Consider the following 12,514-nt stretch of genomic DNA (forward strand, 5'->3'; position numbering starts at 1 on the left):
CCACATTCCAACAGGATAGCAATAGCAAGTCTGATTGGAATTCTTTAGTTTTGGGTGTAGCTAGCTAGGGTAAGATTACAGGCTCATCATAATAGACCAAAAAGAAATAATGCTTTACATTCAAAAGTTCATCGGACAAAATCCATTTGGGCTTCTCCGTTTCTTTGGTAATAAATATAACAGTATTGAGCTCTGTACTAATGGCATGGTGAATGGTTTGCTTACCGGACAGCGTCAATTCCCCATTTAGGTCTACCCCTTCTGCTTTATAAACCTTAACATGGCAATAGGGATTTAAATTATAAAAGGAAATCTCTTCTGCATTGGCCGGAGTAGTTTCATAATGAAAGGAATCAATCGCCTGCTTTACTTCATCTTCAGCATCCATGACTTCTTGACTTAGATTTTTTATGATATCATTCCAAACTGCACCTTCTGCATAGAGTTTTCTTTTGCCAATCTCAATATCATTTGGCACTGCCAAAAATTTGGCTTCACCTATATTTTCAGCATTAGTTCTGGCAAACCGTCCTATAAACTGTAGCGTATTGGCCAATGATTTTTTGGGACTGTGTATGGCTGCAATTTTTAGATTTGGAAAATCAAATCCTTCTCCAAGCATATCCACGCAAATGATACCGTCCAGTTCACCGCCTCTGAGTTTGGCAATAGTCTTATTAATAAAAGTATAAGTCTTTGTGCTATCAATTTTTTGAAGCCTTAAGGTTGTCTGGCTTTCATACAATTCGCTCAGTACTTGGGCATGCTCCTTTGTCTCTGTTCTGACCATGATATAATGACGAAGACCAACAGCCTTATCTTCTTTAAAAACCTTTTCGGTGGCTTTAGCAATTGCTAAATCTGGATTTTGATCGTCAGTGATCACAGGATAATAACCAATTTCCCCGAATATTTTATCCTCATATGCTCTGGCTAAAGGGTAATTAAAGGCCATGCGCCCTTCTATTTCCTTTTTATCCCTACGAAAAGGTGTCGCTGTAAAAAAGATCTTTTTTGCTCTGGGAAATGCACGTACAATATTTGACCAGGTAAATGCAGGTACATGGTGCGCCTCATCTACCAGTACCAAATCAAATAGTTCAGGGTCTGGTAACACGGCAATGCCTTCGTTGATGCTATTGGGAATACCAACAACGACTTCGTAATCTACAAATGCAGTCCATTCTTCAGCAGATTTAATTGGCGACCTTATCTCTTTTACTCTTGGTGTGTCCAGATCAACATGAAAAACCCTTGACTCCTTAAGAGTTTTTAGGGTTAAAAATTCATTTTTAATTTGCCCCCTAACCATTACACTGGAACTGATGACCAGTACACGTTTTGCCCTTAGCAGGTAGGCTGAAAGATTCAACACCGCTGTTTTTCCAGAACCGGTAGGCATAATTACCAATGCAGGATCTTCCTCATGTAAGGCAAAGTGCGCGCCTATGGCATGAATGGCACCAATTTGAGCATTACGTAAGCCAGGGCTATCGGCTCCACTTACAGGGTAATTTATCCTGGCGTAGTTCGAGGAAAAATAATTCATATCACTGATTTGAGGCGCATGAGTGTCCAAAAACAACTCTTACTATCGTTAATTGAATTAGTTAGTTATTTTCAAAATAAAATCAGTTATAACCAAAACTGATTCTGATCCAGCTATTTGTCATTCATTAAATCGAATATAATAAACTTCAAATTTAGACAACAACTTTATCGACAAAAAATTAAAAAAATTGAGATCTCTGATAACCAGAACAAAATGTCCCAAACTTTTCAACTCTAATAGCATTGTCTAAAGTCATCTGTCATATATCTTAAATTTTCTGGATACATGATATAAGCATCCATGTAAAAATCATTTCCGTCCAAGCCCCAATCGAAGGTTAAATTCATTTTTTCTGACTTTAAGAACAAATTTTGAACTAAATAATTCAGGTGGCATTTTGAGGTATCCCACTTATCCTTGAATTTTCCGTACACAAAAAAGCAGGATGCTATATCCATTAATAACTCGTTGGTCTGAAAAAATACTCGCTCGTATTCTTCTTTATTGATGTCGTTTGGATGATACTGGGCAAAAAAGTGTTCGTCCAATTGCTTGTTCCACAAATCGAAGTTTGGCTTATTTGATTCAATTATTTTCTCAATTGACATAGTAATTAGGTTAATAGCTGTTACGTTCCAAAGAACTTATTTTTTACTTCCTCTGATGCAGACTCCATTTTGTACCATCCAAGATCATTGGTATCAGCCTCGACGATACCAGTCCGGTATAAGTTATCGAGGAACACCTTTTTTCCCCTGATCTGAACATGGATGATAAGCGCTTCTTCGAACTGTAAATGATCGTCTACGGTTTTGGGCAATAATGCGACGTTACTGCCCTCGTAATCTGTTCTTACACTTGGGTAGATAATGCCTTGAACATTTCCGGTTTTAAATACGCTTTCAGCGTAAGCGGCACTGATCTTGTAATCAGCATCCGTAATAATCTCTGCTTTAGCAAACTCCTCCGAGTAGAACTCCAGAATCGAGATCAATTTCTGTACTTCCTCTTCCGGCATATTTTCTCGGAATGCTTTTAGATGAAACTGGTAAGCCTTTTCAATTTCCGGAGTAGAGGCTATCCTGTCTTTTTTAAATACCATTTCAGCGAGCCGCATATTCTTCGTGATCTTCCACTTGCTAACGGTCATGAAAATATCTTTATCAACTTTACCTTTTTCTTGACTTCTTAGTAATTCATCCGTTTCCGCCAAAGCAACGATTCTTGGTAGCTGGATCGGACTGCTGATCACTGCTCCATAAAATATAGAGGAACCGGGTGAGTTTGACCTACCAAAACTCTTGATGTTTTCAAGATCAGTGCGATAGGACAACTCTTGCTTAGTGGTAAATATCTCATTTCCTTTATTGATCCGTATCCGTTCAATGTAGTTACCAGCACGAACTTCTGTCACGAGGATAGGTAATACGATTTCTTTATTGATAATATCGATGATCTCAGGGTAAGAGATAATGGACAAATCCAACTTTCTAAGCTGGTCTAAGCGTTTTTTTAGATCATTGAGATTTATTTCGGGAAGCATGTCAAATCATATTTAAGCCTTCTTTTTCAGATATGCTACGTTTTGTGATCAGGTATCGTTCGATTTCGGAGGCATTTTTCTTTGATCGTCCGGCTGCACAAACTACGTGATACGAGCCGGTCAATCTTTTATTTGTGGTATTTATATCGCTTAGCAGCTCTACAACCCGGGCCTCCATACTTTCTCCCAATAATTTTGGGAATTTTCGGTCAGAATTACCTTTGACTGCCAGGCGAACGTGTTCGGTAAAGCGTTTCATCCAACCTCTTTTTGTGATCCCGTAATACACGAATGTCTCTTTATCATTAATTTCCAAAGCATGTAAATAAACCATATAAGCACCTATTAGTGGCATCATCCCTTTTAACACATAACGCAAGGGGATTTCTATTCTTTGTGGAATATCTAATGTCGGAGAGTGTAAATTGATATGAAGCGCAGGCGGCAGACCTGTATGCTTTTTACCTTGCGTGACGGTTGCCGTAGCTAGTAATTTACCGGAAGTCAGATATTTATCAAATATCACGATAATTTGCCCGCCGTTATCGGCAGGCAGCGTTGATTCTGCGCCCAGAGTCTCATTATGCGTTATGATCTTTTCAATGAGGCCGTTTTTGTCATTCAATCCAATCAATACCCCATCAATGACCTGCATATCGTGCAAGTCCAAGGTTAAACCCTGACAGAGATAGCGGAAGTTTTCCTCGTTGAGTAATTTCAGTTCCATTCCGTGCCTTAAATTTTATATTCTACAGCCCGATAAAATGGTGCCCATTTTCTGGTTTGTGCTCTTTTTCGGTCCGTATCCCAATTTCCATCGATAGGATAATAGTCCCGCTCACCCCAAGTGATCTGGAACAGGGTCAATTCATTATCCTGGAGATATTTATTTAATAGATCTTTTCTCAGGTAGGTAAAAGTTTCCTGGTCAACATATTCTACTTCATAGGTATAGTTGAAGCTGGCCAGTTCGCCATTCCGGTCATTTAGATCAGTGATCCCGTAGGGGCTTGACAATTCCAGTTCATCTATCATGTTTTTACACAGGTAAACCTTGTCCTTATGATAGCGAACAGGTATAAAAACATCAATGGTCTTATCTATTTCGCGTGGCTCCTGTTTGGTGAATTTCTCTTCTTCCAATTCAATATTCAAACGCTTGAATGCATCCTCCAAACTCTCATCTTCATCGGATTCAGGTGCCTTAAACCGGATCATGGGCATAGAAAATTCTGATATGTTCGTCCTGGGGTGATTTAAAAAATGTAATTGCCTTATAATCATGTCCCAAAGCTGGTCTGATTCCTTTTCCTTCAATCGCTTCCCATTTTCAATCAGAACGATCCTGGTATATTCCCTGTCAATAATTTCAGATTCCAGACTATAGTTCCACTCTGTAAATTCATTGTACGGGATGCTATCTGCATCGGGGATCTCGGATTCATGTATGTTATTTGTATAGGGAATGCTGTTATTGGCGCGTCCTAATTCTGTTTTATCGCTGAAAGCCAGCCTTGCTTCCGCCAAATCTTTATTCCGCACAAAAACAGTGTCTACCTTGAAATAGAACTGCCTTTCCTTAAGCTTTTTATGTTGGTGTACCAATCCGTGCAGTAAAACCCAATTTCCATTTTTTTCCTGAAAGGCCGTCCTTTCAAGAAATTCCGAGACATCGGGTGCGGAATGATCAGCACACCATTTAGATAAGGAGATATTTGCATCAATAAAATCCCTTTCAACAAATCTCGTCGATGGTAAGGGCTCGTCGATATCGCCCGCTTCGCTCGGATCATGTTTAAGTTTAAATGTGCGCAGGTAGCCCATATCATCATAGGATTCCAAATCATCCAGGCCGTCAAGATACCCGCAATATTCAAGAAAGGCGATTTCTATATATTTATCAGCATATCGTTCAGTGCTGGCAAATGATTCGCCCCAGTGCTTATATTTAGCAATTTGAATATCAGGTTCGCCAAACAGTTCAAATTTGTAGCCCAACTGATAAGCGCGCCAACGCAACTTTGCCTGAACAGCAAGGTATTCCGGTGTTCGATTATATTCATTGCCACGGCCACGCGAGATGTAGGGCATTTTTTCTTTATTGAAATAGTAGTCAATAAGGGCGTTGCCATCCCGATATTCTCCTTCATTGAGGTCTTCGGCCTCCTCCCAGGCAATAATGCCTATATCCTTAAAGTTTTTTCTGATGGCCTTAATATCTACCGCTGCATCAGGGAACTTGCGGGATAACAATTTTAGAATGCTATAAGCATAGTTTCTGGTGACCAGATGGTTAGTTGCATGAGTTCCTCCTGGACGAAGTACCTCTTTTTGGAGAAATAAAGAAAGTTTGAGCAAGTCATTTTTATGATTCTCTTTATTATTTTTTACCAGATAGATACAGATATTATAAAGAATAACCATCATCCATTCAAATACGGATGGGTCATTTATTTTCGCCGAACCGTAGAATTCTGTGAGAAAAACCGAGGGGAACTTTATCGCGAATTGATATAACGCATCTCCGGCTTTACCTTTAAGATCCTTATTGGTTGAAGTAAATGTCCATTTAAGATAGTCGGCAACCAGATATATCTTTTCATTTTGTTCCTGTGTAAGTGAAGCGCTAGTTTGTAAGGCTTCAAATTCTGTGATCAGGTCATCTAAAAAACCCTCTCTCAAACTTCTCAGGTATTCAGACCATACAATATCCCTTTCATTCATAGGTAGTCCGGCGAGCTTTACTGACCAAAACTTAAAATTAAAGGGGTGGTTAGAAACAAAAAGCACGTCCTCACTTAGGCCAATCAGTCTGATCAGATTTTTGGAGTGCCCAGATAATGCATTAAAATATATGACCTGTTCAGGTGTGATATATTCCGGCGAAAGTAAAATAGTAGCAGCAATCGACCGTTCGAATAACCTCTTTTCTATAGGGGACTGGGCTTGGTCTTTTCCCGGCTTGGTAATTAGGTCATGTACGAAGACGCCTTTCTTGATCGGCAACAAACTACATAAACCATCGGTTATGTCTTCGTGGTTAGGATGGAGTTTATGATAATCATCACCGATCAGCGACTCTACTTGCTCATCTTTAAAAAATGTGGTAAAGTCCGTAACGGTATCCACTAAGTGCTTGGCAATAAAATAACCCGCCATCAGATCATACGTCAAAAAAACATGCTCCTGCCCATTGTGCCAGTTACGGATAAACAACAACTCTTCATCCAGTAAGGCTTTGGTCACCGAATCCTTGTAGTCGGGTTTTGTTTGACCATCAGCAATAGTCATTAGTTCATCCAACAAGAATGCGCGCTGATGTTGTTGCCATAATATTGCAGCGATCTCGGCCATCGCTTTTGAAGCCAGCTTTTTATTGGCAGCGGTAGGTGCTATCCTGCCCGCCTTTTGTATTCTTTTAAAAATATTGTCATCACAGAGACTGATAAAATTATCAAAAATTGAATAGATGGAGTCAAAGCCAAGTGTAACCTGTTTAATTTCCTTTCTTTCGTTATTGACAGATTCACAAAAAAGTTTCAGGTATAAAGGCTTGGTGAACCGCTCCAATGAGAGGAAAGATAGGTCTGCTTGTATCTTATACTGGCTGAAGTAATTCCTGACCAGTTTCTTTTTGTCCTCTTGATTTGTAAAACCGTATAGTGAATGAAACCTCTTGTCATCATGCTTGACCTCGCCCCATATCGCATCTTTATAGGAAGTTCGGCAAGTGGTCAATAGTACCAAATTTTTTCGATGCAGAAAATCAGCTTCAATTTGTGGCAGGTCCAGGCTAAGTCGTTCATTCAAAAATCCTTGCGCATTGATGGCTTCGTTTAGTCCATCAATAACCACAGGGATGCGTTTGTTATGAATTTTTCCAAGTTCATCCAGGCAATCTAATAAATCACTAAAAGTGTAATCCGACTTGATGTCAAGCATCATTAGTATCTGGTCACTTAAAGGATTAGGTCCAGTAAATTGAATTGCAGGGATGTAAATAGCGGGGATTTTTGACGATAGGTATTCCTTAACTAATGCTACGGAGAAGTTTGTTTTTCCGTCGCCACCATTTCCTAAATAATGAGCAGAACGCCATTCAACAGGTATTCTGCTATGTGAAACATAATATTTAAGTTCTTCTATAAATTCTTTATAGACACTTTCTATCGGCCATATCTTTTTTGATTGCTCTAAATTGGTTTTCTTTTGATCTTCGGTAAGTTCATGGGCGTTATTTTGCTGCCAGTTCCTGCGGAACTCTTCAAGGCCATTTTTGATCGATTCAAAATACGCGATCTCATTTTCATATTCGTCACCAATCAATTTTTCAAAATTATTCGGTGTGATATTTCCCAACCGAGCTTTAAACAACGGCAGTAGATTTTCGGCCGCCAGGTTGAATTCAGTGTAACGATCGATATACTCCCTCAACAATGGCCGCCAAAGATCGGTCGTGTAATGCAGGCTTTCCAGTTTTTCCTTTGCATCATCCAGCAGTTCCTCCAGTTTTATCGGGTAATAAGCAATCCTCTGTTCGACGAACTTATCATTACAAAGAATAGGATTTACATAATAATATTCAAACTCTCCATTTGGTACATATAGCAGATCATCAAACTTGTTCTTTACAATACTAAACGACTTTTCGAATGCTTTTGCAAACCAATCGCTAGACAATTCAAGTTCATTGAAAAAAGATTGTTTTAAACCATTGAAGGCAGGTTGATTTATTTTTTCATGTAAAAAGCTCTCATTCCATACCTCTATTTTAGCCGGATGTCCAGCTGGGATATGTTTTTTAAGGTCTGTGGTTGCCCAGGTTTCTTCATCGGGAGTAAGGTCTGTGGTTACACACAAAAACCAGATTTCCATCTTGGGATGTTTGTTTATGGCACGTTCAAGTGAAGAAATAATCGCGGCCTTTCTACCACTGACGTTTAACCTTGCCGAACCTTCGTAAAATTTCGCCTGCCATCCCCATTCATTACCATCAGGCATGGTTAAATAAAACTCAACACCATCCCCACCGCCGCTATCGTCGACTGGTGTAAAAGTACCTTTGTCCGAATATAGCCTTGAAGCTATCTGATAACAGAGCTGCTCGAAACTCTTGGATTTGGTTGTTTTATAGGGTTGTAACTTGTTCCAATTAATAATCATCAGGTATACTGGCTTAGAGATAAATTCAAATATACGCCCTTTAGTATGCTATTTATAAACCTATTATCGTGTATTTTTAACATTGCTACGCATAATCAACTATTTTACCAACTGTCGACTATATACATTAAAACTTAATGCCAGGTTTATCAGAATATATGAAGGAGGAAAGTCCTCACATTTACGAACGTCACGCTACTAAAGAATTTGTCTATTTAGAGTAAAAGTACTGAATACTCTTGAAAGAGGGAGCAGAAAGTAACAATCCTATGATACGACAGATCACTGAGAAGATTTTACAGCTTTATAATTCTGGTAAATGTATCTTCCCAATCAGTGATATTATCTATTATGAAACAATGAAACAAGGCGATGTTGCCAAAAGGTCGGCAAGTATCGCCTTATTGGATCAATATTCGGAAGGTTTGGCAATAGTTACGGCGGTGCATAAATTTCAGATTGCCTTTGGTCATTGGATCAGAAAACACCTTAAGATTAATAATTTGACCTCTCCCAAAGAAAGCGCATGGTCAGCGATAAACTTAGTGATAGGCTTCCCTGGCTTTGTCAAACAAGCCGAAAATTTAAGCGACGAACTGCAAAATTCCTTTTTTTACTTTGCCAGCAAAATTACTTTGTCTGACATTCATAAAAATACTGTCGTCCCTTTCAAACCCTTTAATGGAAAAGATGTTATGAAGGGAAGGAAAAATATAAAATTCGGAATAAAACATTTCCTTGAATGTTTTATTCCGAATTAGAAGGGTTTATACAAGAGCTAAAGAAACCTATTCACGATGAATTAATTATGCTATTCGTCCAGAAAATGAACAGGCAGCCTACTACATATTACGGGTGCTATTGCAAGTTTTATTGGAGCGAATCTAAAAACACCGAAACTTACTGATGATATAATGGATGCTAATCTCAAACTAAAAGACAAAAAATTATCTAATGGACTAACATATCTTTTAAAATTACAAGAACTTGTAGACAGGCAATAGCAGACAAATCGCAAACGTAAATAGATGATAGGCTTTTGTGTAGACGCAAGGGTGGGTAAACACTTAAATATTGTCTTTTTTTGAACAAAAATGCCTATCTTAGCATCATAGCAATTGCAGCTAAAACGTATGTCAAACCAGTGAGTGATTCGGTGAGTTGGGAAAAGGGAAGTTTGTAAAATACTGATAAATAGATTGATAGCAAATAGGTTCAATCCCCCTACGGGCTACTGGAGGAGACACTGATTACAGATTGTCTCCTTTTTTTATGCCAACAGAAATGTGTGATCCGAACGGTTACGCATCAAGCAAACGCTATATATAGCCTCAAACTACCGGATTGGGTTCACCTTCTAGTTGTTCAATAAGCTCTTGAAATAAGGACTGCGTACTACCGCGTTTGCCCCTAGACGCGGATTGCCCTGCCCAAAGAGAAATAAGATCGCCTATGCCCTTTGTTTTACCGTAGTCTCTTAAAGCGCTTGTTAAACTATTTTGATACGTATAATAAGGAATGGTTAAGTCCGAGCTTTTCATTTCCTGCATGAAACTATTCCTAATTCCCCTTGCCCATTTACCGGTGAAAGCACGGGTAAGTTCGCTGGAAGTGTCTGTTGAGTTGAGTAATCGTTCTTTATAGATCTCACTAGCTGCACTTTCATCTGTTGCGATAAAGTAACTACCTAACTGTACCGCCGCAGCGCCCAGCACAAAGGCCGCTTTGATGGTCCGACAATCGAAAAGTCCCCCCGCAGCAATAACAGGAATAGAAACACAATCGACTACCTGCGGAATGAGTGATATGAGTCCGACCTGAGGTAAGGGTTCACCCTCAATAAAGGTGCCCCGGTGCCCTCCCGCTTCAATCCCCTGAGCTACGATAGCATCCACACCTGCTTTATCCAGCAGGCGGGCTTCTTTGACACTGGTGGCGGTTCCGATCACCTTGATCCCTTGCGCGTGGAGCCTTTCGATTACGTCCGGTTCCGGCAGACCGAAGGTAAAGCTGATGATAGACACTTGTCCATCTAGCAAGACATCAATTTGATCAAGGTGATTATAAAACCGATAATCGGAAATTGCCTTCCGTTCGAACGGCAAATGATGCCGTCTATGAATCTGTTCGAGATAATCCTCCATCTTTTGGATATGCTCTTCATTGACCTCACTGATTAAAGCATGGGCAAAGAGATTTACCGCAAAGGGCCTATCCGTGCCGGCCTTGGTTTCTTTAATAAGTGCCAAGGCCTTTTCTGGAGACAGGCCACCCAAAGGTAGACTCCCCAAGCCACCCGCATTAGCAACTGCGGCCACCATGGCAGGGGTGGTTACCCCGAGCATGGGTGCTTGTATAATGGGATAGCGGATACCCATTAATTGTGTGAATTCTTTCATAAGTTATACAGTATCTTAAGTAAGCGATTGGTTAGAACTTTACTCCACAACCAGTATGGCAGGACCAAACTCTTCAAAATGGATTGCCTCAGTACCCACCCCTTGCGCTCGCAGGTAATCAAAATGTTTTTTGATAAATACGCCCGGGCCACAGATGTAGTAATCAGCGCCATCGACGACGGCCTGCTTTATCTTATTCAGATCGACGTAGCCTTCATAATAATTGTCTTGCGTTTCGCTTTCCAGCCTATCGTAGAACGTATGGACCGACATGGCACCGTGACGGCCGCTCATTTCGGTCACCTGTTCTCTGAAAGCATGTACTTCATATCCTCTACAGCCATGTATCCAGGTGATAGGTCTGTCGTTACCTGAAGCAACTACAGACTCCAGCATACTCATAAATGGCGTAAGACCAACGCCTCCGCTAATAAACACGACGGGGTTTTTAGCCTGTGCATCCAAGGTAAAATCGCCGGCTGGCGGAGCGACTTCTATGATATCACCTTCTTTGATCTGATGATGTAGCAAGTTGCTTACATAGCCTGCCGGACGTGCTGCGCCTCCCTGTTCCCGCTTTACAGAAATACGGTAATACAAACCGTTAGGTACGCAGGAAATACTATACTGGCGTGGCTGAAGCACTTTCAACTCTGGTACATACAAGCGGACGGTGATATACTGTCCCGGTAAAAAGTCTGCCACCTTACCCTCGTCGGAAGGATAAAGATAAAACGACGTGATCTCCTCCGATTCACGCACCTTTTGGCGAACCACAAACGGTCGCCAACTGCTCCAGCCGCCTTCTTTGTTTGCCGAACTACGGTATAAATCCGCTTCTGCGCCGATCATGATTGCTGCCAATTGGTTATAAGCCGTAGCCCAAGCATCAATCAGTTCGGGATTTGCCGCATCTCCCAATACTTCACTGATAGAAGCTAACAAGTGTTTGCCTACAATATCATACTGCTCGGGACGGATATCCAAGCTGACATGCTTATTGGCAATCCGGTTAACGGCATGAGCCAGTACAGCAGGATTGTCAATATGCTCCGCGTAGGCTAAAACAGACATGGCGAGTGCCGTAGGTTGCGCACCTGTCCGCTGATTCGCGCTGTTGAATATATTCTTTAATTCGGGATTATGCGTAAGCATCCGGTTGTAGAAGTAGGTGGTTAGTGCTACCCCACTCTCTTTCAATACCGGGACGGTTGCGCTTACTAATGCTTTCTGTTCGTTTGTCATGGCCATCTTATTAAATATATAAATACCTTTTTATCTTTTATACAATACAAACGTAACAAGTAAAATAATAAAAGACAAAAATATCTTTTATTATTTTTTTATCTTTGTTTTCGATTAGTTATGGCAATATTTTCCAAAACATGTGAGTATGCAATCAGAGCAGTGTTTTACATTGCGCATAAGTCAGCTGCTGGGACAAAAGTCGGTATCAAAGATATCGCAACAGGCATTGATTCACCTGAACTTTACCTGGCTAAGATTCTACAAGACCTAAGCCGCAAGGGGCTGATCAGTTCGGCTAAAGGGCCGAATGGTGGATTTTATATAAATGAGGCTTCACTTAACCGGCCCATTAGTGATATCGTAGAGGTGGTGGACGGCAACAACCTGTTCTATGGCTGTGCACTCGGGCTTAAACAATGTTCTGAAATCAATCCCTGCCCGCTGCATGAGCAGTTTAAGGCGATCAGAAGTCAAATTCATGAGCTCCTCGACAATACGACGATCAATGGGTTTAACGAAGAACTTATGAACGGGTTGCTTTCTTTACGAAAATAAGAAAGTATCAACGGGTTTTCCGGACATAAGATCCAACCCTAGGTTTGTTTAATC

Annotated in this window: 9 protein-coding genes; 2 read left to right on the forward strand and 7 right to left on the reverse strand. The window is 40.5% G+C overall.

Annotation, left to right across the window (positions count from 1 at the left end):
- Positions 1 to 64: 64 nt before the first annotated feature.
- The 5 genes from EPX21_RS19110 to EPX21_RS19130 form a co-directional block, all read right to left on the reverse strand.
- A complete protein-coding gene (locus EPX21_RS19110) occupies positions 65 to 1,549 on the reverse strand; it encodes a DEAD/DEAH box helicase (RefSeq protein WP_134091276.1) in 1,485 nt (494 codons plus the stop codon).
- A gap of 236 nt (positions 1,550 to 1,785) precedes the next feature.
- Entirely contained in the window at positions 1,786 to 2,160 is a 375-nt protein-coding gene (locus EPX21_RS19115; RefSeq protein WP_134091277.1) for a hypothetical protein, read from the reverse strand.
- 20 nt (positions 2,161 to 2,180) lie between these two features.
- Entirely contained in the window at positions 2,181 to 3,095 is a 915-nt protein-coding gene (locus EPX21_RS19120) for an RES domain-containing protein (protein ID WP_134091278.1), read from the reverse strand.
- A 1-nt stretch (position 3,096) separates the two neighbouring features.
- The gene (locus EPX21_RS19125) at positions 3,097 to 3,822 is read right to left on the reverse strand and encodes a hypothetical protein (protein WP_134091279.1); all 726 of its coding nucleotides are present in this window, start codon (positions 3,820 to 3,822) and stop codon (positions 3,097 to 3,099) included.
- Positions 3,823 to 3,830: 8 nt separating this feature from the next.
- The gene (locus EPX21_RS19130) at positions 3,831 to 8,258 is read right to left on the reverse strand and encodes a hypothetical protein (RefSeq protein ID WP_134091280.1); all 4,428 of its coding nucleotides are present in this window, start codon (positions 8,256 to 8,258) and stop codon (positions 3,831 to 3,833) included.
- A gap of 239 nt (positions 8,259 to 8,497) precedes the next feature.
- On the opposite strand from EPX21_RS19130, the gene EPX21_RS19135 reads away from it, so the two are divergent.
- Positions 8,498 to 9,019, forward strand: a complete 522-nt coding sequence (locus EPX21_RS19135) for a hypothetical protein (protein ID WP_134091281.1) — start codon at positions 8,498 to 8,500, stop codon at positions 9,017 to 9,019.
- A 570-nt stretch (positions 9,020 to 9,589) separates the two neighbouring features.
- Here EPX21_RS19135 and EPX21_RS19140 read toward each other — a convergent pair.
- Entirely contained in the window at positions 9,590 to 10,657 is a 1,068-nt protein-coding gene (locus tag EPX21_RS19140) for a nitronate monooxygenase family protein (RefSeq protein WP_134091282.1), read from the reverse strand.
- 39 nt (positions 10,658 to 10,696) lie between these two features.
- On the reverse strand, positions 10,697 to 11,902 hold the full coding sequence (gene hmpA / locus EPX21_RS19145) for an NO-inducible flavohemoprotein (protein WP_134091283.1): 1,206 nt from the start codon (positions 11,900 to 11,902) through the stop codon (positions 10,697 to 10,699).
- A 120-nt stretch (positions 11,903 to 12,022) separates the two neighbouring features.
- Between hmpA and EPX21_RS19150 the strand changes: the two genes are divergently transcribed.
- Positions 12,023 to 12,460, forward strand: a complete 438-nt coding sequence (locus tag EPX21_RS19150) for an Rrf2 family transcriptional regulator (RefSeq protein WP_134091284.1) — start codon at positions 12,023 to 12,025, stop codon at positions 12,458 to 12,460.
- The last annotated feature ends 54 nt before the right edge of the window (positions 12,461 to 12,514 follow it).

It is taken from the genome of Olivibacter sp. XZL3 (assembly GCF_004368405.1).
Lineage (GTDB): Bacteria > Bacteroidota > Bacteroidia > Sphingobacteriales > Sphingobacteriaceae > Olivibacter.